Annotated in this window: 19 protein-coding genes and 1 pseudogene; 5 read left to right on the top strand and 15 right to left on the bottom strand. The window is 66.5% G+C overall.

The annotated features are described in order from the left end of the window. Positions 1-80: 80 nt before the first annotated feature. The 5 genes from IPN47_12740 to IPN47_12720 form a co-directional block, all read right to left on the bottom strand. Positions 81-557: a hypothetical protein gene (locus tag IPN47_12740; GenBank protein MBK9408890.1), complete on the bottom strand. Its 477-nt coding sequence runs from the start codon at positions 555-557 to the stop codon at positions 81-83. A gap of 234 nt (positions 558-791) precedes the next feature. Further along, complete coding sequence (locus tag IPN47_12735; protein ID MBK9408889.1) at positions 792-1,724, bottom strand: alpha/beta hydrolase; 933 nt, start codon at positions 1,722-1,724, stop codon at positions 792-794. A 14-nt stretch (positions 1,725-1,738) separates the two neighbouring features. Further along, a complete protein-coding gene (locus tag IPN47_12730; protein ID MBK9408888.1) occupies positions 1,739-3,526 on the bottom strand; it encodes a CocE/NonD family hydrolase in 1,788 nt (595 codons plus the stop codon). A 173-nt stretch (positions 3,527-3,699) separates the two neighbouring features. Further along, on the bottom strand, positions 3,700-4,911 hold the full coding sequence (locus IPN47_12725) for an ATP-binding protein (protein MBK9408887.1): 1,212 nt from the start codon (positions 4,909-4,911) through the stop codon (positions 3,700-3,702). Between the two features lie 104 nt (positions 4,912-5,015). Continuing rightward, positions 5,016-5,246, bottom strand: coding sequence for an ankyrin repeat domain-containing protein (locus tag IPN47_12720; GenBank protein ID MBK9408886.1), 231 nt, complete (start codon positions 5,244-5,246; stop codon positions 5,016-5,018). A gap of 280 nt (positions 5,247-5,526) precedes the next feature. Here IPN47_12720 and IPN47_12715 point away from each other — a divergent pair, with 280 nt between their 5' ends. Then, positions 5,527-5,802: a type II toxin-antitoxin system Phd/YefM family antitoxin gene (locus IPN47_12715; protein ID MBK9408885.1), complete on the top strand. Its 276-nt coding sequence runs from the start codon at positions 5,527-5,529 to the stop codon at positions 5,800-5,802. A 1-nt stretch (position 5,803) separates the two neighbouring features. Further along, complete coding sequence (locus IPN47_12710; GenBank protein MBK9408884.1) at positions 5,804-6,361, top strand: type II toxin-antitoxin system VapC family toxin; 558 nt, start codon at positions 5,804-5,806, stop codon at positions 6,359-6,361. Between the two features lie 172 nt (positions 6,362-6,533). On the opposite strand, the gene IPN47_12705 is transcribed toward IPN47_12710, so the two are convergent. From IPN47_12705 to IPN47_12685, 5 genes are all read right to left on the bottom strand, one after another. Further along, positions 6,534-6,920 carry a type II toxin-antitoxin system death-on-curing family toxin gene (locus tag IPN47_12705; protein ID MBK9408883.1) on the bottom strand — a complete coding sequence of 129 codons (387 nt, stop codon included), beginning with the start codon at positions 6,918-6,920 and terminating at the stop codon, positions 6,534-6,536. 11 nt (positions 6,921-6,931) lie between these two features. Then, a complete protein-coding gene (locus IPN47_12700; protein MBK9408882.1) occupies positions 6,932-7,165 on the bottom strand; it encodes a hypothetical protein in 234 nt (77 codons plus the stop codon). A gap of 127 nt (positions 7,166-7,292) precedes the next feature. Next, positions 7,293-10,565: a protein kinase gene (locus IPN47_12695; protein MBK9408881.1), complete on the bottom strand. Its 3,273-nt coding sequence runs from the start codon at positions 10,563-10,565 to the stop codon at positions 7,293-7,295. A gap of 587 nt (positions 10,566-11,152) precedes the next feature. After that, positions 11,153-11,821, bottom strand: a complete 669-nt coding sequence (locus IPN47_12690; protein ID MBK9408880.1) for a DUF2306 domain-containing protein — start codon at positions 11,819-11,821, stop codon at positions 11,153-11,155. A gap of 65 nt (positions 11,822-11,886) precedes the next feature. Then, positions 11,887-12,513, bottom strand: coding sequence for a hypothetical protein (locus IPN47_12685; GenBank protein MBK9408879.1), 627 nt, complete (start codon positions 12,511-12,513; stop codon positions 11,887-11,889). Between the two features lie 240 nt (positions 12,514-12,753). On the opposite strand from IPN47_12685, the gene IPN47_12680 reads away from it, so the two are divergent. The 3 genes from IPN47_12680 (at position 12,754) to IPN47_12670 (ending at position 15,334) form a co-directional block, all read left to right on the top strand. Beyond that, complete coding sequence (locus tag IPN47_12680) at positions 12,754-13,509, top strand: TetR/AcrR family transcriptional regulator C-terminal domain-containing protein (GenBank protein ID MBK9408878.1); 756 nt, start codon at positions 12,754-12,756, stop codon at positions 13,507-13,509. A gap of 341 nt (positions 13,510-13,850) precedes the next feature. Beyond that, entirely contained in the window at positions 13,851-14,567 is a 717-nt protein-coding gene (locus IPN47_12675; GenBank protein MBK9408877.1) for a hypothetical protein, read from the top strand. Continuing rightward, positions 14,567-15,334: a hypothetical protein gene (locus IPN47_12670; GenBank protein ID MBK9408876.1), complete on the top strand. Its 768-nt coding sequence runs from the start codon at positions 14,567-14,569 to the stop codon at positions 15,332-15,334. Before IPN47_12675 ends, IPN47_12670 begins: the two co-directional genes overlap by 1 nt. 554 nt (positions 15,335-15,888) lie before the next feature. Here IPN47_12670 and IPN47_12665 read toward each other — a convergent pair. From IPN47_12665 to IPN47_12645, 5 genes and pseudogenes are all read right to left on the bottom strand, one after another. Next, positions 15,889-18,900: pseudogene (locus tag IPN47_12665) on the bottom strand (type I restriction endonuclease subunit R). A 129-nt stretch (positions 18,901-19,029) separates the two neighbouring features. Continuing rightward, entirely contained in the window at positions 19,030-19,977 is a 948-nt protein-coding gene (locus IPN47_12660; protein ID MBK9408875.1) for a hypothetical protein, read from the bottom strand. Next, entirely contained in the window at positions 19,974-21,248 is a 1,275-nt protein-coding gene (locus IPN47_12655) for a restriction endonuclease subunit S (GenBank protein MBK9408874.1), read from the bottom strand. The genes IPN47_12660 and IPN47_12655 overlap by 4 nt, the downstream gene beginning before the upstream one ends. 98 nt (positions 21,249-21,346) lie before the next feature. Then, complete coding sequence (locus IPN47_12650; GenBank protein ID MBK9408873.1) at positions 21,347-22,261, bottom strand: nucleotidyl transferase AbiEii/AbiGii toxin family protein; 915 nt, start codon at positions 22,259-22,261, stop codon at positions 21,347-21,349. Continuing rightward, positions 22,258-22,863, bottom strand: a complete 606-nt coding sequence (locus IPN47_12645; GenBank protein MBK9408872.1) for a transcriptional regulator — start codon at positions 22,861-22,863, stop codon at positions 22,258-22,260. The genes IPN47_12650 and IPN47_12645 overlap by 4 nt, the downstream gene beginning before the upstream one ends. Positions 22,864-22,905 lie beyond the last annotated feature (42 nt).

Genomic DNA, 22,905 nt, shown 5'->3' with positions numbered 1-22,905 from the left:
GCACGCGTTAGGCGCGCGGCCGCCCGAGGTCGCGCCGCTTGTCGTACTCCGTCTGAGCTGCGCCGGGCCGGGGCGACGGTTCACTGAATCGCCGTGGAGCCCAGTGCCTCTCGAAAGGCGTGCATGACGTCTGCCCGCGCATCCGTAAACCTGCGATAGGGCGCCATCATCGTCGTTGGCAGCGGAGCGCTCTCCAGCGTGAGATGGAACTCCGCTTCCTCCACCGCACTCCAGTCGGCGGTTGCAACGGCGTCGGCGAGTTCACGCAGCGCTCGGACGTAGGTCTCGACAATCGGCCGGTCGGGTGGGCGAAGATGCAGCGCGTGCCGTATCACCAGCGCGTTCGCGTTTTGCACGGCGCTGGTGAGCTCGGCGGACGGGCGGAATGCGCGCACGAGTAGATGGGCGTCCTCCAGCGCGGTCCATACGGCTTTGTAGGCGACCTCGCGGTCCTGCAGGAAGGATCCGGAGCGGCGCCCGCGAATCCACTGCCGATAGCCGATCCAGGCGACGACAAGTGTGACGGAGGCAGCGAGTACTTCCTTCACCGGAAACATGCGGGTCGCTCCTCTTGGTGGGCCGGCGCGAGAGTTCAGCTACGGGCCAATACCATAGCGCCACGTCGCACTGCGACGCGATGCGTCAGCCCGCGTCGCATTCCCCGGAGATCTGGCGAAGACGCTTCGATCGGCTTGGGTCTTGGGGTCAGAGCACAACCTGACCCCAGCTTGCCGTGCCAGGCTGCCCCACTGCCCCCTGACCAGACCCCAGCTCTGACCCCAACTCTGACCCTACCGCTCCCCCAGCACGCGGATCGTCTGCAGCCACCCCTGCACCGCGTCCGGCCAGCGCGTCACCGGCAGGGCGGTGCGGCGCAATCCGTAGCCGTGCCCCCCCTCGGCATAGATGTGCAGCTCCGTCGCGACGCCGGCCCGCTTGAGCTGCAGGAAGTAGTTGGTGGCGTTCTCCACGTGCACGGGATCGTCCTGTGACTGCACGATGAAGGTTGGGGGCGTCTGCTTCGTGGGGGTGATCTCCGCATTGGGTGCCATCTGCTGGTCGGGCAGCGCGAGATAGCCCGGGTACACCACCACGGCGAAGTCGGGGCGGCAGCTCATGTCATCGGCCGCATCCACGGGGGCGTAGAGACGCGTGTCGAAGTGCGTGCTGAGAGCCGCCGAGAGGTGCCCGCCAGCGGAGAAGCCGAGCACACCCACGCGCGCGGGATCGATGCCCCACTCACTGGCGTGCTGGCGCACCAGCCCCATCGCGCGCTGCGCATCCTGCAGCGCCGCCGGCGATGCCGGGAAGGGACCGGAGTTGGGGACGCGATACTTCACCAGCACGCAGGTCACGCCGATCCCGTTCAGCCAGTCACACACCTCGGTTCCTTCGAGGTCGATGGCGAGGATCTGGTACCCTCCGCCAGGGAAGACGACGACCGCGGCACCGCTGTTTGCACCTGTCGGCCTGTAGACCGTGAGCGTTGGCGTGGAGACGTTGCCGAGTCGAATGAGCGGACGCCCGGCAATCAGGTTATCTGTTGCCGTCGTCATGTCCCGCTCCGGCGGCGCGTTTGGGGGTGCACCGGGGGCGACGCCGGGCCAGAGCGACATCGTCAGGTGCTCCCGTGGCGGCGTCCACGCGGGGGCTTGTGCGCCGGTACGGGCCGGAGCGATGAGTGCACCGGCGGCGAGCAGGAAAACGCACGAGGCCCGCGACATCGTGATCGGACGGCTCACGGCACGATCTTCGGCCGCACGATGAACATCAGCGCATCGATCGTGTTGGCCGCGCGACACGGTTGAAAGTCGAGCGACCCGCACACCGGCGCCGGCCCCTGCGCCTTGGCGCCCGGGATCACCGGGATCGTGAGTACCGACGGCTGCGTCGCCGAGTGATAGACCGTGTTGCGCCCCGGCTGGCCCGAGGGTTGGAAGCCCCAGTCCGGCTGCGCGATCGGCGACGGCGCCATGATCGTCACCTCGAGGCGGTGTCCCTCGCGGATCACGGCGCCAATGGGCGGAAGCGACAGCGTGATCTCGTAGACCTTTCCGGGCACCAGCGGTGCGCGCCGGCTGAACGTGTGGCGGATCGCGTCGGGGCGCGAGCGTGCGGGATCGATGGCGCGCATCGAGGCGCGCAGCAGCCCGCGCTGCAGGTACTGCACGTCGCCGTTGGGGTAGAGGTCGTGCAGGTCGACCACGAAGTCGGCGTCGTCGTGCTGCAGGCTCACGTGGAAGGTGATCTGCGGGGCGCCGAGTATCGTGAGGTCGGCGGTCATCGGGGCGCTGCGGTAGACGAGGACGCCTTCGGGTTCCACCGGGAGGGAGAACTGCGCGTTGCTGCCGATGAGCTCCGTGCCGGTGGGATAGGTGTACGTGCGCGGAGCCGTCTGCTCGGCGGACGACGGCTTGTCCGCGACGAGCTGCGCGTCGCCCGTGAGGTAGAAGGGCTGCATCTTCGCCTCGGGGACCGGCCAGGCGCTGTGCGTCGTGATCCAGTTTGGGGTCGACTGCCCGCCGCCTAACGCCGTCCCGCCCTTGCGCGCGACTTCCCAGAAGACCGTCACCGGCTGTTCCTTCTCCACGCCGTTGTCGCTCCCCTTGAGCCAGCGGTCGAACCAGCGGATCTGGTCGTCCTGGAAGACCTTCTGTCCCAGCACGACGCCGTGTCCGCCGGGGAGGACGTAGAGCCGCTTGGGCGTCTTGAGCTTGGCAAAGAGCGTGATGCCGCCGGTGATCTGCGTCTGGAAGTCCTGCCACCCCATGCCGACGATGGTGGGGACGTTGACGCGATCGACGTACGTCTCGGTGGCGCGCAGCTTCCAGAAGGCGTCGTCGAGGGGGTGCTGCTGCACCTGTCGGACGTAGTCGACCGGCGGGTGCGCCTTGGCGTTAGGCTCGCACTCCGTGTCGCCCCAGCCGATGCGCGCATCCATGCCGGCCGTGGAGAGCGCCGGCTGGTACAGCGTGAACCAGCGCGAGGTGAAGCCGATGTTGAACATCCCGCCGGGATAGAGCGCGTCTTCGTAGACGTTGGCGGTGATGCTCGAGGTGACCATCGCCTTGAGCGCCGCGGGGCGCTTGGCCGCGACGAAGTACGCCGTGTGCGCCGGATACGACGATCCCCAGAGCCCGACCGCCCCGTTGCTCCATGGTTGCCGCGCGATCCAGTTCACGATCTCGGCGCCATCCGCGCCGTGCGACTCGCCGTTGAGGAAGGAGAAGGTCCCCTGCGAGCAGCCGGTCCCGCGCACGCTCACGCCGATGTAGGCGTAGCCCTTGTCGAGCCAGGTGGGGTTGGGACCCGAGCCGGCGGCGACGTAGGGGTCGTACTGCATGACCGTGGGGTACTTGCCGTCCCGCGTGGGGCGATAGGCGACGTAGGCGATGCGGGTGCCGTCACTCAGCGGGATGTAGCCGTAGTCGCGGTGGTACGCGGACGCTGGCGATGCGCCCTGGGCGTGGGCCGCCAGCCAGGGGGTGAGGAGCGAGACGGCGACGGTCAGGGCGTACCTGCGCATGGAGGTCCTCGTCGGGCGCGAGTGGGACGGGCGGGGAGATCGCGTCCATAACCTACCATCGGATGGCGATGGCGGGATGCAGGTCAGACGCTCGCACGTCACGCCTCTCTTGGGAGGGTGCGCCGGACAGCCCGGAGACAGGCGCGAATTCGTTCGCGAGTCTCACACGGCGCCTAGGCCGTGATCCACTCCATCGCCGGGCGCGCGAGGAACTCCTCGATGCCGATGCCGTCCCCACCGACGAGCAGTGTGCGCCGGGAACCAAACGCCTCGGTGAATGCCGCCAGCCCCACCGGCATCTCGCGCGACCGTCCGCTCTTCACCTCGATGGCGACAACGCGACGCCCCGCTGTCACCACGAAGTCGACCTCGCGGTTGCGCTCGCGCCAGTAGAAGAGTTCGCACTCGCGCGCCGCCGCCGCATTGGCCAGGTGCGCACCGACCGCCGACTCGGTGAGTCGCCCCATGAACTCACGGTCGGCACGTGCCTCGTCGAATGACAGTCCGGTCACGGTTGTCATCAGCGCGGTGTTGAGCACCTGCAGCTTGGGGCTCGAGCCGCGACTGCGGGCCGCATCGCCCGCGTACTTCTGCAACCCGCACACGAGCCCTGCCCCCGCCAGCAGGTCGAGGTAGTGCGCCAGCGTGGTGGTGTTCCCCGCCTCTTGCAGCTGGCCGAGCATCTTCGTGTACGACAGGATCTGCCCGGAGTACCGGCAGGCGAGCTCGAACAGCCGCCGCAGCAAGGCGGGCTTGTCCACACGCGTCAGCAACAGGACGTCGCGCGAGACGGAGGTCTCGATCAGGCTGTCGGCGATGTAGCGGCGCCAGCGCTCGGGCTCGTGAATGAGCGCCGCCGCTCCCGGATAGCCACCGAAGTAGAGGTATTCATCGAGTCCGAAGCCGAATGCGTCACGCATCTCCGCGAAGGACCAGTGCGGCAGGTGCAAGAGTTCGAATCGGCCCGCGAGGCTCTCGGTCATCCCCTGCGCGATGAGCAACGGCGCCGAGCCGAGCAGGACGACCTTGAGGGGGCGCCGCTGCCGCGTGTCCTCGTCCCACAGCCGTTTGACGGTTTCCGACCATCCCGGGATCTTCTGGATCTCATCGAGCGCGAGCACCGCCCCCTGCTTGCCCCCGTCGCGCGCGGCAATCCGAGCAGCCTCCCACTGCTGGGCGATCCATTCCGTCCCCCGTAGCGTCGGCTCGTCCGCGCTGGCGTAGCGAACCGCCGGCGCGAGCTCAGCGGCGACCTGCTCGACGAGGGTGGACTTCCCCACCTGCCGCGGCCCCGCCACGACCTGAATGAAGCGCCGCGGCTCGGCCAGCCGGCTGGCCAGGACCGAGCCCTGCGGGCGGCGATACGAGGAAGACGAATTACTCATGACATTGAGTATTTTTACTCAACGTTCTGCGTTCCGCAACGCCCGCGGTGCGAAATCGGGCCTACGCCGGACGAGGCCATCACGTCGTCAGAGTCGCCTTCCGCTCACGGCCCCCCGCCCGCTCCCTGCAGCAACGACAGGATGCTTGCGTTGTTGAGTCGTCGCGCCGTCTGCATCGGCGTGACCCCCTTGGCCGCAATCGTCAGGTCGGCCCGTGCGTCGAGCAGGACGGCCAACGATTCAACGGCGCCAGCCTCGATGGCGTGATGCACGGGGGTGAAGCCGGTGTTGTTCGTGAGATTGACGCTCGCGCCACGCGCCAGCAGGAGGCGCACGGCGGCGGCGCGAGGGGAACGGCGATGGCGTGCGGCCCCTGCGATGTGCTTCCGCCACGGGATTCGCGATCCCAAGCAGTCACCGGTCTGGGGTCAGAGCTGGGGTCAGAGCTGGGGTCAGAGCACAGCTCTGACCCCATCAGTTCCCCCAGCAGTTCCCGCTTCGCCCCGGCCTCGGCAGCGCCGTCGGCGGAAACAGATTGTTGAGGCGCATGTAGTCGCGAGCTGGCTGTTATGACCATGGTCATTTTCCGATGACCACTTCTCACGAGGAGCGTCTATGCCGCGCCAACCCGAACCTCCACAGATCTCGGCCAGTGAATTCAAGGCAACCTGCCTCGAACTGATGGACGAGGTCGCCCGCACCGGCGTGGAGCTGATCGTGACGAAGCACGGCCGACCGGTGGTGCGGCTTTCGGCGGTTGGGGAGACGAGTGACTCGCCTTGGGGATTCCTCGCGGGGTCGGTGGTGCGTCACGGCGACATCGTGTCGCCCGATGATCCGACATGGGTCACATCGCCGACCGAACCGCTCGCACGGCTTCGCAAGCGATAGCATGAAGACCGTCAGCCGTGCGCGGCGTCCGGCCGCGCCCGCAAAACAGCGCCAGCGCGCAGGTGTGCGCGAGCCCATCCCCGAGTATACCGGCCGTCCCTCGGCGTGGCGCGCCGTCTCATCGCCCGACCGTGACTCGCCACTCCTGCTCGACACACACGTCTGGCTATGGACGCTGGATGGAACGCCGGGATCGCTGGATGCCGCGGCGCGAACGCTCATCGACCGCGCGGCGACATCGCGACGTCTGTTCGTCAGCGACTTTTCCTTCTGGGAGATCGCCACGCTCGTGAGCAAGGGACGACTGCAACTGGGGACCGATGTGACGGTCTGGTTGGACCGCGCCGCGCGGGCTCCCGGCATTGTCGCCGTCCCGGTCACGCGCGACGTGCTGGTTCACAGCACGCGCCTGCCAGGGGACCCGCACGGTGACCCGGCGGATCGGATACTGCTCGCGCAGGCGCAGATGCTCGGCGCGTCGCTGCTGACGTGCGATCGCGGGATCATCGCGTACGCCGCCCGCACTCCAGGCGTCCCTGTGTGCGACGCCCGTGGTTAACGCGATGGGTCGCGCCGCCAAGGGCGCGCAGGGGGCAGGTGAGCGCCCGGTGCACCTGGCATGGGTCTTTCCGCAGCGATCAAGAGGTCAGAGTCCTTGAAACTCGGGTGGATCAAGAACTCTTTCCCCTTGATCCTTGAACGCCCGTGAGCACCCCTTGCACGCGCGTCGCTCAGGGCAGTCGAGCGCGCAGAAAAGCGGCAACTTCGGGGTCGCCCGCCTGACCGGTCGAGACTTTCATGGTGATGGAATAGAGCTCAGCACCGTCCACGTGCAGCATGGCGTCGTTGACGGCCAGGAACACCAAGGCGCAGGCCAGGCCCGTGCGCTTGTTGCCGTCGTTGAATCCCTGCGAGCGCGCAAAGCCGACGAGGTACGCCGCCGCAAGATCCGCGAGGTCGGCCGATGCATCGTAGCTCCATCGCTGCCGCGGACGGGCCAGGGCGGAGAGCACCACGTTCTGATCGAGCACGCCGTGCGCACCACCGAAGCGCTCGATCTGCTGCGCGTGAATGGCGAGCAGTGTGGGTTCCGTGAGCCAGCGCGGTTCCCCCTTCATCCGCAGGGGATCTACTTGGCGAGCGCGCGGAAGACCGCGTCGTACTCGGCCATGATCTTCTCGTGCACCGCGAGCGCTTCGGCCGTTTCAGGGGTGTGCGGCACCACGCGGAATCCCCCCATGCCGTCCTCGATCCACTCGAGTTCCTGACCAGCCGTCACGGAGAGCCGCCGAGCCACCTCGGCGGGGAGGGTCGTGACCACGGAGGCGCCTTGCGCGCGTGTCTTGCTGACAAGAATGGCCATGGGGACCCTCGGCTCTGGTGCGGGGTGAGCGGCGACGATTGAGACTATTACACTAAAGTGTCACCGTCAAGCCGACTGGCGCTCAGGTCGGTCGGCGTCGCGCGTTCCGAGCCGGAAGGCAGCCCCCTCACTCCCGCCCAGGCTTCACCCCCACCGGCACCGACGCCGGCGCATCCCGCAGGCGGGCGGCGGCGGCCCGGGCCTCCGCCACCTGCGGCTGCAGCGCTGCGTCGGCCTTGGCCCACCGCCTGACAAACTCGTCGTAGGCAGCGATCGCCTTCTGCCGTTCGCCGAGCGCCTCGTACACCTTGCCGCGTTCCAAAAAGCTGCGCGTATAGGTCGCGAAGCCCGGCTCCACCATGCCGACGCCCTGGAATCGCCGCGGGTCGATGGCCTCGTACGTGCCAGCGGCACGTTTCAGGTCGCCGAGGTCGGCCGCCAGCTGCGCCCGCGCAAAGATGCGCAACCCGGCCATGCCGATGGGGACGTTGGGGTTCTTGAGGGAATCGGCGCTGGGGAAGTCGCGCATCAAACGCGCGGCACCCGCGGTGTCGCCCGACTTGACGGCGATGAGGGCGGTCAGCTCCGGGAGCACGTTGGCGGCGGGCGGCGCGTTAGGCGGCGTCGCCCAGCGCCGGGCCATCGCGGCGAAGGAGGTATCGCCGGTGGACAGGAAGGCCATGTACGGCAGGACGATCGACTGCGCGCGCACCTGCCCCGCATAACGACTCGTCATCTGGTCCATCCCCGCGAGGCTGCGGTCCAGCAGGCGCCTATCGGCCGGGGAGGCGGGGAGCCCCGCACCCAGGCGCATGGTCACCGCGTACGTCGCGGCGATCCACTTGGTCGGCGCCGTGGTCCCGAACATGATGGAATCCACGTCGGTCGAGACGCGCACCAGCGTGTCCAGCAGCCCGAGCGCCCCGTTGGCCCCGGCAACCGAGAAGCCCGACATCACCATCGGGAGCCGATCGGACTCACCGCGCGCCTTGAGCGACTCCGCGGGATAGCGCTGCAGCGCGGCGCGCAGGGCGGGGAGCGCCAGGGAATCGTCGGCAATCTGGCGGAAGAGCGCGATGCGATACGGCGTGACCGGAGACGCCGTCGTCGGCCGCTCGATCGAGCGCTCGAGGACCGCGACCGCCGAGTCCCACATCCCCATCTGGCTGTACGCATCGCTCAGCGAGCGCCAGGCCTGGTGGGCATCCGGATCGGCGGCCAGCCACCCGGCAGCTGCATCGCGATTGCGGGCCTTGGCCGCGTTTCGCAGCTCCACCATCCTGGCCGGCGCGATCGCACGCATCGCCTCCGGCGAGCCCATGCTGCGCAGCGTATCGCCATCGAGGATGACGAATCCGTTGCCCGCGGCCGCCATGGAGTAGATGCCCACCAGGTGCTGGTACGCCAGGTGGTTGGTCGAGTCGATGGCGATGGCACGCTTGAAGCCGCGCTGCGACTGGTTGAGCAGCCCGACGATGGAATCGACGTTGTTGATCCCGGTCTGCGTCGCCTCGTGGAACTGGGCGTCGGCCAGTCCATACCAGGCCTCGGCGTCGAGCGAATCGCGTTGCACGAGCGGGGCGAGCCGAGCGCGCGCCGCGCGGAAGAGCGCACCGGCTTCCGGGCCGTTGGCCATGAACGCCTTGGCCAGGTCGTTGTTGGCGACGACGATCTCCTGCAACCGTTGCGGCAGGCGGCTCTTGTAGTCGACCGCCTTCTGCGACGTCGACACGTGCTCGCTGCGATCCAGCGCGTTGATCCACCCCAGCGTTAGGGCGCGCTTGTAGTACGCCAGCGCGAAGGTGGAATCGATCGTGGTTGCGCTCTTGAGCAGCGAATCGGCCTCGCCCAGCCGCCACCCGTTGAGCGCCTGCACGCCGGCCAGATACGCGCGATACGCATCGACCGACGACGTGGTGGCGCGCGTCAGCTCCATCGTGACCTTCGTCCCGCCGATCAGGTCGAGCAGCTCGTTGGCGATCGACTGAAAGGCAACCCGCGGATCGGCGCTGGCCGCCACGGCGCTCTCGGCCTGATCGAGCTGCTTGCCCGAGGCGACGTTGTACGTGCGGGCGATGACGCGGAGCGAATCGGGGGTGGTGGTGACCTGCCCCATGATGATCACGCCGGCGCCCGCCTTGCGAGCCACCGCGCGCGCGTCTTCGAGCGCGATGCGTCGCTCGTCGTCGAGCCCCGCGTTGCGCAGCAGGTCGAGCGAGCGTTCGTAGTCGACCACACTCAGATCCGCCCACTGGGCTAACGCCATAGAAAGCATGTTCACGCTCCCCTCGTGCAGCCAGTCGAGCGAGCGTTCGCCCGTCTGCACCTCGAAGGGGGCGACGAAGTAGGCGCGCGTGTTGCCGCCCGTGTCGCGGTTTCGCACGAACATCGCACCGGCGCCCACCGCGGCCACGACGGCAAGGGCGGCACCGATGAGGACCGCACGTCGCGAGCCCGCAACCCTCTCGTTCGCCGTGCCGGCGCTCGTGCTGCGTGAGCGCGTCGCGCGCGCGACCTGTCCACTCGGCGTCGCGTTGTCGAACGATTCGCCGACCAGTGCGGCGGCAAAGGCGCCCCCTCTCGCGAAGCGCGCGGCCGGCTCCTTGAGCAAGACGCGGTCGATGGCCGCGGCAACTTCCGGCGCGGTCCCCGGTGCCTTCTGGATCAGCGGCGGGGGGAGTTCGGTGAGCTGCTTGACCAGCATCGATGCCGCCGACGGTGCGTCGAGCGCCGGCGCGCCGGCCAGCATCTCGTATCCCACCAGCCCTAACGAGTACAGGTCGCTGCGGCCGTCCAGGGCGCGTTCGCCCGACGCCTGCTCCGGGCTCATGTAGCGGGGCGAGCCCAGGACCATTCCCACGTTGGTGAGCCGACTGTCGCCGGCAGCCGCAAGGGCGACCGCGACGCCGAAGTCGGTGAGCATCGCCCGCCCCGACTCGCGGTCGAGCAGGATGTTCTCCGGCTTCACGTCGCGGTGCACCACGCCGGCCTGGTGCGCGTAGTCCAGCGCCAGGGCCAGGTCGTGGAGGATGGAGCAGGCGGGATCCGACGCGATCGACACCTCGCGCGTGAGCCGGTCGCGCAGGCTCTCGCCGGGGACGAATTCCATCACGAAGTAGAGCAGCCCGTTCCCCTCGCCGGCCGAGTAGACGGCGACGATGTTGGGATGACGCAGCTTGGCGACCGTGCGCGCTTCCTGCAGGAAGCGTTGCTTGAGCTCGGGGCTCGCGGCGAGCTCGGGCGAGATGACCTTGATGGCGACCTCGCGATCGAGCGTGAGGTCGCGGGCCAGGAAGACCGTCCCCATCCCGCCCTGCCCCAGCGGGCGCAGGAGGGCGTACTGTCCCGCCAGGGCCTGGGCCAGGCGGGGCTGAAGGTCGGAGGCGTCGATGTCGGACATGGGCGGAACATGCGTGGTCGAGGGGCGTTTGGGAACGGACGGGGGGATGCTCGACCCATCACCTATGCCGTCTCGCGCCAGCGAGACTCTGCGCTCGATCACCAACCGCAACGCCCCGACCTTGAACCGGTTGCTGAATCGCCGCCGGCCATTCGCCACCTACGCTCCGGCAGGACACCCCGATTTGGTGTCCGAGGAACCCTGCTTCTTCCTACTGTCACCTAGTTACACGAAGGTTTCGCACTGAAGCGATAGGGCGCGCTTGCGTGAGGTCGAGCCGGGGGTTCGCGACCTCGCCCCCGCGGATCTGTATCGAACCCCTTTGATCTTGCCCGTTCATGTCAGTCCATCTGTACGCAACCATTCGTGCGACGCCCGTCTTGTTGCGCATTCGCATGTACCACGCGACGAGGCCTCCCCCCACAGCACGGTCGAAGACGTCGTTCCTGACCAATCCCATGTTCTCGATTCCGTCGCCGCGGTTCGCGAGAGGTCGCCGCTCCTGAACGAGAGCGGGGTCGATTGGAGGTGTACCTTCGAGCTTCGGTGCAGGCAAAGGAGCCGACGACGGCAAAGGGGTGGCTGAGTCAGCCGGTGGCGCGTGAGACGGTGGCGAACACGGGCTTCGCACGATGCGTCGGCCGCCGGATGACCCACTCCGCCACGGCAATGTTGATCGCCCAGCCGAGTCCCATCATTACGGCGCGCGGAATCCCGGCAGGCTTGAGGTCGACGAGGACAAACCAGGGAATGTGCGTGAGCACCTGGGTCCCCGCGCCCATCCCGATCGCGTACGCGCGGAGCATCCAGTCACCGTGCTCGGCGAACGACCGGCGCCTGATGGCGTCCACGCCTAACACGACCGACAGCAGCATCGCGCTGCCGAAGACGAGTCGCTCGGCGTAGACCAGCTGTCCGTCACCCTCCGGCCAGGGATACGAGAGCGTCATCCACAGTCCCGTCACCGCCACGAGGAGTGCGGCCGGAACGAGGATCCGGCCCGTCGCCCGATGCCATCCGCGATGACGGCGCCGCAATCCCGGTGAGAACTGCAATGCGCCGAGGATGGCGAATACGATGGCCGCCGGGATGTGCAGCACCACAGGGAGCGGCGCCTCGAAGAATCGTGCGTTCTCCGGCGTGATGTCTGCCCCGCCGGCGAGCTGCGCCAGCCGTGCCGTGCCGGCCAGGGCCGGCACGAGGCTGAGCGCGATGAGGGCGGAGGGAATCAGCCAATCCGATTTGTTCGTCTTCATGGTCAGGCGGTCTGCGTACACGGTGGGATTCGTTAGGCCAAGGGTAGTCGGCACGGCTCATCCGGCTATTCCTGCGGTGCGCGGCGCTTGTTGAAGCTCAGCGCGCCCATGAGGACGACGTCACCGCGCACGGCGGACCGGCCGGCACCGACGAGTGGCTTGAAGCCCGCAGCGTAGTCGCGCGCTTCGAGTCGCAGCGCGACGCGCCCCAGCCCGATCTCTCCGCCGACGCTGCCGTAACCGGCGAAGTTGTTCGTGGCCGGCACGTCGAGACTTCTATAGTTGTAGCTTCGCATGCCGCCGCCGAGCCCGGCGAACGCGCTGAGCGAGACCGGGCCACCGGCAAACCACTTGGAGGAGCGCACCTCCGCGCCGATGTCACTGGTGAAGACGTCGAGCTTTGGCGTGACGGTCGTGGCGAGGTCGCGGCTCCGCGCCCAGGAGAAGCTGCCGGTGATCGCCAGGCGCGGGTTCACGACCCACGACAGCTGGGCGGCGGTGAGTTGTGCGTCCTTCAGCTGCTGGCGCTGGTCGCCCGTGGCCACGAGTGCGCCGCTGGAGACGCGGAATTCCCAGGCGCGGGAATGCGGCGCGGTGTCCTGGGCCGTTGCGGCGGTCGTGGCGGACAGGAGGAGGGCGAGGGTGCCGGCAGTGGTGCGCGCGGCGTGGGAGACGGCGGTCGAGCGGGTCATGGTGCGTTCCTCGTGGAGCGTGGGGGACGACAGGGCTGTCGGATGGCGTGCGCATGCATTAGTGTATTACGTACACAGATACAAGTGTATAGTATACAGTTTCAACTTTGTCAACCAGCACGTTTCGCCGGGGGTGTCATGCCGGGTCGCAAGAAGGGGACAAGCGGGTCTCGCGCCACGGGCTCGGCCAAGGGCCGGTCGGGTACGCGCGCGAAGGGCGCGCTGACACACCAGGACGTCATGCAGGCCTCGGTGAGTGCGGACCCCGCGTTGCGGATGCGCAGCCAACTGCTCTGGGAGGATCGGTACCGCTCCACGCGTGGGCCGAAGGCGGCGTTCTCCCCTCAGGAGGTCGTGTTGGCGGCGATGGACATCGCAGACGCGGAGGGGCTCGGCGCGGTGACGATGCAGGCCGTGTCCGCACGGCTGGGCTTCACGACGATGGCGATCTACCGCTATTTCCCCAGCAAGGAGGCGCTGTACGACGCCATCGTCGACGCGGGGTTGGGATTGCCGCCGCGACCGGCGGAGCCACGCGGCGACTGGCGCGCCGACGTCGCGCGGTGGGCGCACGCCAAACGGGCGATGCTCTGCTCGCGACCGTGGCTGGCGGAGCTGCCGTTCGTCGCGGCACCGCACGGACCCAACTGGCTCGCCTGGCTCGAGGCGCTCGCCGAGCCGCTGTATGGGGCGGGGCTGAGCCCCGCCGACGTCGGGCAGATGATCAGCGTGGTGGACGGCTACACGCGAGGCGCATCGGACACCTCGATCTCGCTCGCTCGCGCGCGGGCGCGCGGCATCTCCGAGCAGGAGTGGGCAGCGGCGGTGGGCGCCGACCTGGGACGCGCGATCGGCGACCCTCGGTTCCCGACGTTCGCCGCGATCATCGCGGCGCCGTCCGAGGTCCGGCCGCGCACCATGGACGAGTCGTTCGACTTCGGGCTGCAGCGGGTGCTCGACGGCGTCGAGCGCTACGTCACGTCAGCGCGTTCCTGAATCCGCGCGGCATAGCGCTCCGGTGTTCGCGAGCCCATCCCCGAGTATACCGGCCGCCCCTCGGCGTGGCGCGCCGTCTCGTCGTCAGCAACTTCTCCTTCTGGAAGATCGCCCTGCTGCTGAGCAAGGGACGCCTGCAACTGGGGACTGATGTGACCGTCTGGTTGGACCGCGCCGCGCGGGCCCCCGGGCATTGCCACCGTCCCGGCCACGCGCGACGTACTGGTTCACAGCACGCGACTGCAGGGGGACCCGCACGGTGACCCAGCCGATGGGATTCTCTTGCGCCGGCGCAGGTGCTCGGCGCGTCGCTGCTGACCTGCGATCGGCTGAGCGGCCGCGTGGACGGCGCAACGTCGCCCGCCGACGACTGGAATGGTTATGGCGGCGTGGGGCAGTACCGCCACTCCAACGGCAACACGTACGACGTGATGAATGCGGCACATGGCATTCGCCGCACCAGGGCGTCGGCGATCTTCCTGGTGCCGCTCAAGGGGGGCTACATCGACAAGGTGTACGACCTCATCGGGATGGATCGTTCGGTGATGGAGTACCAGCGCTGGCAGAGCCCCAAGCGCGAAATGCCGCTGCACCAGAGTCCGTACGCTGATCCCAAGGACTACGGCTTCTACTTCGGCTCGCAGTTCGGGCAGCGCCCGGGGGTGTGGGTGCTCGATCCATGGGGTCGACAGCTCGACGGGGCGCCGTTGAGCGAGGGGGTGAAGGCCGATCTCATGCGCTGGCGCACCGTGCCTGACGATGGGCCGCGACCACAGGTGGAGGGCGATGCCATCTCAAGGCAGCTCGACACCATCACGCTCGAGGAGCACCTGATGGCGCGGCATCGCATCAGTCGCGAGACGGTGCGGACCTTTCTGTCGCCGGTGGAGGGAGGGGGGTACGGACTGGGGCCCGATGCGTTGTCGGCGTACTGCGCCTATTCCATCGAGACCGAGTTCCCGGGCGACGGCAATGCTGAACTGGGCGACCAGATGTTCCCCGACGGCAACGCCGGCTTTGTGCGGCCTTCGCGCAGTTCTATCGCTCGCCGGCGCTGATGGCCAACGTCGCCGTGCGCAACTGGCGCTTTCTGCACAAGATGGGGATGGCCGGCTGCCGCTGGTTCGAGGGGCTCGGCAACTATCTCTCCGTGCGACGCATGGCGACCATTGCCGGCGACGGCCGCGGCATCGACCCCGACGCGCCGACCGTGCTGACCATCAAGGTGCTCTATTCGCAGCCAGGGCTCCCGATCGCCGAGCAGGGGAAGCAGGGGCGCGCGCAGCTGTTCGGGACGTCGTTCGCGCAGTACGAGCGCGCCTTCCGCGCGCCGCTGGGCGACATGTTTGCGCGTGGCGGGTTCGATCCGCGGCGCGATGTGGCGGGGATCATCCTGAACCGCTGGGGGCACGCGTACGTGAGTCCGCAGCCGGGGTTCTACTTTGGCGTGGATGGGAAGCCGGCACCGCGGGATGTGTTGCGCGATCGTGCGTTTGGGAGGATTGCGTTTGCGAATACGGAGTTAGCGGGGGCGAGTGATCATCGGAATGCGATACGGGAGGCGGAGCGGGGGGTGGGGTTGGTGGGTTGGGTAGGTTGCCGCGCGATCCGGTTGTCGAAATCGGCGCCGTCGTCGCCGTGCAACTCGCCTTTGTGGAAGAACACGGTCCCCCGGGGAGAAGCCGATGCCGCAGCAACGCATCCAAAGAGACCTGCCGCCAAGTTGACGCGGACGAAACGGATCCTCCTTAAGCGTGGGCGCGCAGAACGCTGGCTTCCGCTGCGAGCGCTCGAAGGAGACTGCGAGCGAGGCGAGCGCCCATGAATCGCTCGTCAGCAGTAAGCCTCGAATTACATCTCAGCGCCGCATCTGCAGGCTACCCAGTAGTCCCGAACCGCGTCTTCACGTACTCCCGCGCACTATCCGCCGGGAGCTTCACCGTTCCCGGCCCGCTGCGTACAAACAAGTCACCGTCTGGTGAAGACTCTACGCCCTTCCACTTGAGGTAGACAGGCTCCGGGCTCCGCTGACAGCTCACCACGCAAACGGACCTTCCGTTCACAACCTGCATCTTCGGGTCGATGCGTCCCGGCACGGTCCCCAAGCCCATTGCGCACCACCTGCGCCAGGTGCCGCATGAACTTGTCGTCGTTGTCCAACTGATCGCGTTCGATCCCGACGATCGCCCCATCATCCGCCACACCAATCAGCAGGTCACCGCCCTCCGTGTTCAGGAAGGCTGCGACTGTCTTGAGCACCGAATGCGTCACCACCTTGTCGTCTTGCTTGTCCTCTTTGAGGTTCCATCGCAGGGTGGACTTGAACTCCAGCGTTTTCGACTCGCCGCGCTTGATCAGCTCTTCGGCGTTCCGATGCGCGCGCAGGTATTGGTCGAAAAGCACGTTCTTGAGCACGTCGCCAAAAGCACGATCGTCGGTGATGCGCTTGTAGAGCTCGAAGTTCGAGTCCACGATGTCCTGGATCACCTGCTCCACCTTCTGGTCGAACGTGAGCCGCACGTTCTCGCGTGTGTTGACCCGAGCTGCCGCGTCGAGCGCCGGGTCGTCGTCCAGCCGCTCCATCATCTGCGTGATGGTGACCTTGTGCTCCGGCCCAAGGTTAAGTCCGAACCGCTCGTTCAGCTCGGCGATGATGCGCGACAGCGTCTCCATCTCATCAGGCGTCGTGCCGTGCGCCCCCTTGGTCGCCGAGGGATCCAGCACGCCGGGTTTCCGGTCCAGCGCGATCTTTCCGCTGCCGGTCTGCTGAATCCGGTACGACTCCATGTCGATGTTCTGCTGAACCTCAACCGGCAGCTCCTCCCGTTCTGCGGGCAGCAAGCGTCGCAGGTAACGCGCGAAAACGTAGAGCTTCTCGAGGTCCCGTCCGCGAACGGAGCACCTGCGCCAGGAAGGCGTAGAGCCTGACGAAGTCCGTGAGTTGCCCCCGGAACTCGTGGCGCTCATCCGCGCCAAGCGCAAGGCAGCGTTCGACCGGATGAGCCAGCGGGACATACAGCTTGTCCTGCGTCGTCTTCGGGTTGAAGTACGCCGCCGCGAACGTCCTGTCACGTCTGCCTCGGTGTACACCGGAAACGTCGCAAGCCGCGTTTGCAGTTCGTACAGCAGGTTGGGATCCGTCGCCTCCGACAGCAACGTGGTCTCGAAATACGGTTCGAACGCACCCTTGATCTCCGCCGCCTCGTTCGCGAAGTCGAGCACCGACGTGCCGCTCTTCTCTGGGTGCGTCCGGTTGAGCCGCGACAGCGTCTGCACCGCGTTCACCCCGCCGAGCTTCTTGTCCACGTACATAGTGTGCAACAGCGGCTGGTCGAACCCGGTCTGGAACTTGTTGGCCACGATCAGGAAGCGATACTCGGCGGATTCGAACGTCTTGGCCGTCTGCGTCTCGGGCAAGCCGTTCATTCCGGACTCTGTGTACGTCTTGCCACGATCCTGCACCGACCCGGAGAACGCCACCAGCGCCTTGAAAGGGTACCCGCGCTCCGCGAGATACTTGTCCACAGCCAGCCTGTAGCGAACCGCGTGCAGACGTGACCGCGTGACGATCATCGCCTTCGCCCTGCCACCAATCGCAGTCTGTGTGTTCGCCGCAAAGTGCTCCACGCAGATCCGCACCTTCTCGGCGATCGCGTGCGGATGCAGCTCGACGAAAGACTTGAGCAGGTATTCGGCCTTCCCCCTCTCGTAGCGTGGGTCATCCTCCACCTTCTTGAGCAGCCGCCAGTAGGCGGTGTAGGTGCTGTAGTTGGCCAGCACGTCGAGGATGAACCCCTCCTCGATCGCCTGCCGCATGCTGTATAGGTGGAACGGCGCGAACGTCCCTTCGGGGCGTTTGGTCCCGAAGAGCTCGAGCGTCTTGGGCTTTGGCGTCGCAGTGAATGCAAACATCGACAGATTCGGAACCGGCCCGCGCGCCGCGATCTCGGCGAGGATGGTGTTCTCGAGTTCCTCTTCTGGTGTGGCTTCTCCCGACTCCTCGCCCTCGGCCGACTCCAGCGAGCCCGCGCTCAGCACGCCTTTGAGACTCTTGGTGCTCTCACCCGACTGCGACGAGTGAGCCTCGTCCACGATGACCGCGAATCGCTTCCCCGACAGCTCGCCGATCTCCTTCGCGATCACGGGAAACTTCTGTAGCGTGGTGACGATGATTGTCTTCCCCGACTCGAGCGCTTCCTTGAGCTTGCGCGAGGTGGTGTCGATGTTCTCCACCACGCCGAGCGTCTGTTCGAGCTGACGCATCGTGGTTTGCAGCTGCCGGTCGAGCACGCGGCGGTCGGTGATGACCACGATGGAGTCGAACACCCTTTCGTCCTTCGCGTTGTGCAGCGTGGCGAGTTGATGCGCGAGCCACCCGATGGTGAAGCTCTTACCGCTCCCCGCCGAGTGCTGGATGAGATAGCGCTGCCCGGGGCCGCGCGAGCGCGCGTCGGTCACGAGGCGGCGCACGCAATCGAGCTGTTGGTAGCGCGGGAATACGAGAAAACGTTTCCCCGTCTTGCGCCCCTTGTCGTCTTCCTCCTCGATCTCGTGCACGAACTGCCGGATGAGATCGAGCACGCTGTCGCGGGCCCAGGTCTCCTCCCACAGGTACGCCGTTGCGTAGCCACTTCGTGTAGGCGGCACGGGGGGATTGCCGGCGCCGCCGAACTTCCCCTGATTGAAGGGGAGGAAGCGTGTTCTGGGCCCGACGAGCTGCGTCGTCACATAGGCCAACTCCGGGTCCACGGCGAAGTGCGCCAGGCAGCGGCCATAGCCCAGCAGCGGGTCACGCGGGTCGCGGTCGCGCTGGTACTGACGAATGGCCTCCTGCACGGTCTGGCCGGAGAGCGGGTTCTTGAGCTCGGCCGTGAAGATGGGGATTCCGTTCAGGAAGAGCACGAGGTCGAGACTCTTCTCATGCGAGAGTCCGTAGCGCACTTGCCGCACGATGGAGAACAGATTTGCGGCGTGCAGGCGACGCGTCTCTTCGTTCAGTGCACTGGCCGGGCGAAAGTACGCGAGGCGGAACTTGCACCCCGAGTCCTTGAGGCCATTGCGCAGCACATCGAGCGCGCCGCGCCGCTCGAGTTCGGCGGCAAGCCGCTTGAGGAACTGTTCCTTGACGGCGGCGCCGTGGTGCTGCTTGAGCTTCTCCCACTCCTTGGGCTGCGTGGCGACCACGAAGTCCACGACATCGCGCGGAAGCAGGCAGAGGACGCGATCGTAGTCGTCCTGAGAACGTCTGCGATAGCCGCCCGGCGGCGTCTCGCCGTACGGCGGCGCGGTCTCGCGGACCACGGGCGCAGGCCCGGCGCAGGCATCGGGGCCGTGCGCGAGCAAGCCGCACTCGATGGAATCCTCGAACGAGCGCTCGGAGATGTCGGGCATTGCTAAGGTGTGCCTGAGTTCTGTTGCGAGCGCGGCGCGGACCCGTCTGTCCGTGCGTATCCTGGACGTCCCTTGACCTGTTGCCGATAGCGATCAATGGCGTCCACAAACTCCTCGGTGCTGACAATGTCACGCGAGCGGCACTCGATCATGGCGACGCGAACGACCTCTCCCCCCGCTCGCTCTCCGTGACCCACTCTCGGTAAGCGGTGTAGGGTCCGGACTGGTTCTTGATGAGTGCTTCGAACGCGATCCGCGCAGCAGGAATCGTGACTGGAGGGCCTCGCAGATCACCTGCGTGTAGAACTGAGCGATGCCTTCGACGATGTGCATGTCGGCGCTCGCGAAGCTGGAGGTACGCCACGATTCGCTATCGATATCTCGGCCGAGATGGCTGTATGCGTGCGCGAGTTCGTGCGTCAGCACTACGACGGTGAGTGCCTCGATGGGCACGCCCAGTAGTCGAGCAACGATGCCGATCGGCACCCAGAAGAGACGAATCTCGGGCACGCGAAAGAAGTACGCGCCCATCACGTCCTCCCGACAGTCAGCAATCCGCTTGATGGCTTCGAGTCGGTCGAGCTCCGCCAGCAACAATCTGGCTGTCGTGGCGGTGTCGCCGAGCCCCTCTCCTGACGCAACGACACCCTGCTCGCGCACCATCGCCGCGGCCGATTCGTGGTTTTGCGCGATCAGAAGGGCGCCACGGGCCGTGGCTTCGATGTCCGGACGGTTGAGAATGAGCCACTCGTAGTTCGGAAACGTCAACAACGTTTCAGCGAACGGACGTGGTAGGCCGTCCGACACCCGCACCGGGACAGACTGGGACTCGTTTCCGACCGAGAGTCGAAGGGCCGTCTCGCTCCGCACCTGATCCCGAAGTACCGAGTTCCACTGGCGAAATGCCTGCTCAACTTGTTGTCGTGCGCCGGGCATGGCGGCTTCGAGTAAGTGCGCCCACCTCTTCTCCACAGCCTCTATCGACTTTTCGGCAGCACTTTGCTTGTCTTCGACCGTGCCATGCGATGCGTAGTGGCGTGACGGGTCGCCCCAGGACTTGTTCGTGGCGTGACTCATGTTTGGCGTCCGCCGGACGACTCGTGGTCACGAACGTCGATCTTGCCGGTTACCGCGGCGGCTATGAGGGCGGTGCGGAGTTCTTGGACTCGGGTGATGGCGGCGCGGATGCGGGCGCTGAGGGCGTCGATGCGAGCAGTCTCCGCGGCGAGGTAACCCGCGATCTCCTTCTGCTCGGCAAGCAACGGAATTCCTCCCGTTTCGCCGAAGTAGCTTCTACTGTCCAGGTTCTGAATGCCCGTACTTTGCTTGATATGCTTCGTGTTGATGCGCATCGAGTACAGCGCCTTGTGCAGGTAGACTAGATACTTCGGATCACTTGTAGCGGAGACAACGACTCGCGCCACAAAGTTCGAGCAGACCGCTGGTACTGGATGGGTGTAAAGCACGACGGCGCCGACTGGCTGGTTTTCACCACCACCGGACTTCTCCAGCAAGAGGTCACCCGAACGGAGGCCCCTCTCGGCTACGACGCGCGGTTCGATCGCTCGCACAGTGGGCTCAGTAATGTCTACTCCGAGTCGCACTCGATCAAAATCCGCAACACGGACGCAAACGACATCACTGACACCATCAGGATCGTCGCCCCATACGCCGTTCAGACAACTCGCGATGGTCGTGCGTAGTGGCCGCACCTCCCAATGCGCCGGAATCTCCCCCAACCACTCCACTCCGGAGTCCTTCATCGCCGCGGTGGGGTCGAGGCCCTTGGTGACCGCACGGGTGATAAGCGCGGTGCGCCGTTCCTGGAGCAGTGTGATCAGCCGCTCCTTCTTGGCCACCAGCGCATCGATGCGCGCGGTCTCGCGGTCGAGGAACGTCGCGATGGCGCGTTGTTCGGGGAGTGAGGGGAGAGCGATCGGGAAGTTGCGCACGAATGATTCGGAAATACGCTTCTGGCCTCCCGCGCCGTACATGTCGGCTTCGCCGAGTCTTCGAAATGCGTCGCTCAGCGTCACGTAGAACGCGAACCGCCGATCGGCGGTATGGCGCGCGCGTAGTACGTGAAGCTCGGTCGTCCCGAACGCGATGCCGTTCGTCAATCCTTCGGCAAGCGCACCTTTTCCGTTCTCGAAGCACGGCGTGATCTTCGCGATTACCACGTCTCCGTCGCGAAAGTAGCTGTAGCCTGCCTTCACGTCGGCGAGCAGTTTCGTCGTCTCCAATGCGAGTCCACCATTCTTACCGACAGCCTCCATCGGCACGAACGAAACCTCGGAATCACCGGGCAGGCTGCGAACCTCGCTTGGCACAGGGTTTGAATCGCTCACGAAGCGCAACCGCTTCACCTCCCACCCCGCCGGAATCTCCCCAAGCCACTCCACCTCGGAGTCCCTGTAGGCCGAATATGGCTTGTAGGCACGCGCTCTCATCGCCAGCCCTCGCCAGGCGACCAGTCGCCAAGCGGGTCGGTTCCCGTGATCAGGTTCTCCCACAACGGCTGAAGAAAGCCGATGACGCGCTCTCCGACGCTCGTGAAGTCCTGCGACACGCCGGTCATCCCACTGCGCGTCACGTAGGCCCGCCACTGCTCCGCGCGCGCGGCATCAGCGTAGAAGTTGTCCCGCAGTGCCACCGGTACCTCGTCTGAAAAGGGCGTTGCACGCCGTACGAACGTGGCGCGGACAGCCGCGAGGAGCGTAGAGCGTTCGAAGCGAAATGCGCTCGCCATTGTGTGCATGTCGTAGAAGTCCTTGAAGCGGCTGTTCCGCTCGCCGAGCGTTACCATCGCGTGCAGCTTCTCGGCGACCACCGACTCCTGCGGGTACGCCAGAATCCGCGGGGGCGGGTCGCCGAGCAGCGAGCGGTACTCGACTTCCTCCGGTCCGGGGACGATGGCGTTGCCGAAGCCCAGGTCGAGTTGGATCGGGATGCGCGACGTGCCGAGCGTCGCGTTGATTCGGATGCGAGTGCCGGGGTACTCCGATCCATCGCGAATCGGCTCCGTCGTGATCGAATCGACGTCGAACTGCAGGGCGTCCACGTCGTCTGGCGTGGCGCACACCTCTCGAAGCGCAGCGATCACGGCGTTCTCCGCAGAGTCTCCGTAGGCAGTGAAGTCCAGATCGCGTGTCGGGCGGTACGTCGTCCCCCAGATGGCGAACAGCGTGGCCCCCTTGAGCACGAACCGCTCTCGATGCACGGAACGTCCAAGCCGATACAGGAACCGCTCGGACGCATACCGCTGCAGCCCCAGCGACACATCCTCCCCACGCGCGCGCAGTTCGTTGCGCAGGCGATGCCGAATGGACGCTGCGCTACTGCCACGTTCCGGCGTCGTCATACTGAGAGCGCGGCGAGGTACGGCGCGATCACCGTGCGAACACGGCACACCTCTGCGGCGCGATCTATCTCGCTCACTGCCGCCTTGCGTGTCCGCACGGCCTCGCGCAGTGCCTCCATGGCAACATCGAGTCCGACCTTGTTGCGATAGCGAAAGCAGTCCACGACCGTGCGGGCGGGTGAGGTGATGCGCACGGGGGCACCGAGCATCGACATGGTGTCCACGCCGTAGGTGAGCATCACCCCCGAAAAGCGTACAATGCGGACTGACGATGGCAGGCGAGTAGGTTTTCGGGCTTTTCGGTCGATCGCCATCCAGACCTGCCACGGCGACTGCGTGCCGATGTCGTGGACGCGGAGCGCCGACAGGAGGCAGACGATGCCCTGCGGAATCGCCGAGGCCACCATCGCGATCGTTTCCATCTCGGTCAGGTCGGGTTCGGCCAGGCGATACAGCCCGTGCCCCACCGCCTCGACCTGGCCGTCGGTCACCATCTGACGGAGCTGGTAGTACGTGACTCCGAGCGGCTCAACGTCTCTGGGGCGGAAATACGCTCCAACGCCGGCCCGGTGGAGATCTTCAAAGGTGAGGGTAGACGGCATGGCGGAAGTTAGCAAACGTCGGCAGTTGCAGGCAAGTGCGTA

The sequence above is a fragment of the Gemmatimonadota bacterium genome, assembly GCA_016719105.1.
Lineage (GTDB): Bacteria > Gemmatimonadota > Gemmatimonadetes > Gemmatimonadales > Gemmatimonadaceae > SCN-70-22.
This window is presented reverse-complemented; position numbering and strand designations above follow the sequence as displayed.

What these genes read in the sequence shown, in the direction of transcription:
- IPN47_12740 (MBK9408890.1), bottom strand. Translation starts at nt 557, where the DNA reads ATGTTTCCGGTGAAGGAAGTACTCGCTGCCTCCGTCACACTTGTCGTC.
- IPN47_12735 (MBK9408889.1), bottom strand. Translation starts at nt 1,724, where the DNA reads ATGTCGCGGGCCTCGTGCGTTTTCCTGCTCGCCGCCGGTGCACTCATC.
- IPN47_12730 (MBK9408888.1), bottom strand. Translation starts at nt 3,526, where the DNA reads ATGCGCAGGTACGCCCTGACCGTCGCCGTCTCGCTCCTCACCCCCTGG.
- IPN47_12725 (MBK9408887.1), bottom strand. Translation starts at nt 4,911, where the DNA reads ATGAGTAATTCGTCTTCCTCGTATCGCCGCCCGCAGGGCTCGGTCCTG.
- IPN47_12715 (MBK9408885.1), top strand. Translation starts at nt 5,527, where the DNA reads ATGCCGCGCCAACCCGAACCTCCACAGATCTCGGCCAGTGAATTCAAG.
- IPN47_12710 (MBK9408884.1), top strand. Translation starts at nt 5,804, where the DNA reads ATGAAGACCGTCAGCCGTGCGCGGCGTCCGGCCGCGCCCGCAAAACAG.
- IPN47_12705 (MBK9408883.1), bottom strand. Translation starts at nt 6,920, where the DNA reads ATGAAGGGGGAACCGCGCTGGCTCACGGAACCCACACTGCTCGCCATT.
- IPN47_12700 (MBK9408882.1), bottom strand. Translation starts at nt 7,165, where the DNA reads ATGGCCATTCTTGTCAGCAAGACACGCGCGCAAGGCGCCTCCGTGGTC.
- IPN47_12695 (MBK9408881.1), bottom strand. Translation starts at nt 10,565, where the DNA reads ATGTCCGACATCGACGCCTCCGACCTTCAGCCCCGCCTGGCCCAGGCC.
- IPN47_12690 (MBK9408880.1), bottom strand. Translation starts at nt 11,821, where the DNA reads ATGAAGACGAACAAATCGGATTGGCTGATTCCCTCCGCCCTCATCGCG.
- IPN47_12685 (MBK9408879.1), bottom strand. Translation starts at nt 12,513, where the DNA reads ATGACCCGCTCGACCGCCGTCTCCCACGCCGCGCGCACCACTGCCGGC.
- IPN47_12680 (MBK9408878.1), top strand. Translation starts at nt 12,754, where the DNA reads ATGCAGGCCTCGGTGAGTGCGGACCCCGCGTTGCGGATGCGCAGCCAA.
- IPN47_12670 (MBK9408876.1), top strand. Translation starts at nt 14,567, where the DNA reads ATGGCCAACGTCGCCGTGCGCAACTGGCGCTTTCTGCACAAGATGGGG.
- IPN47_12660 (MBK9408875.1), bottom strand. Translation starts at nt 19,977, where the DNA reads ATGAGTCACGCCACGAACAAGTCCTGGGGCGACCCGTCACGCCACTAC.
- IPN47_12650 (MBK9408873.1), bottom strand. Translation starts at nt 22,261, where the DNA reads ATGACGACGCCGGAACGTGGCAGTAGCGCAGCGTCCATTCGGCATCGC.
- IPN47_12645 (MBK9408872.1), bottom strand. Translation starts at nt 22,863, where the DNA reads ATGCCGTCTACCCTCACCTTTGAAGATCTCCACCGGGCCGGCGTTGGA.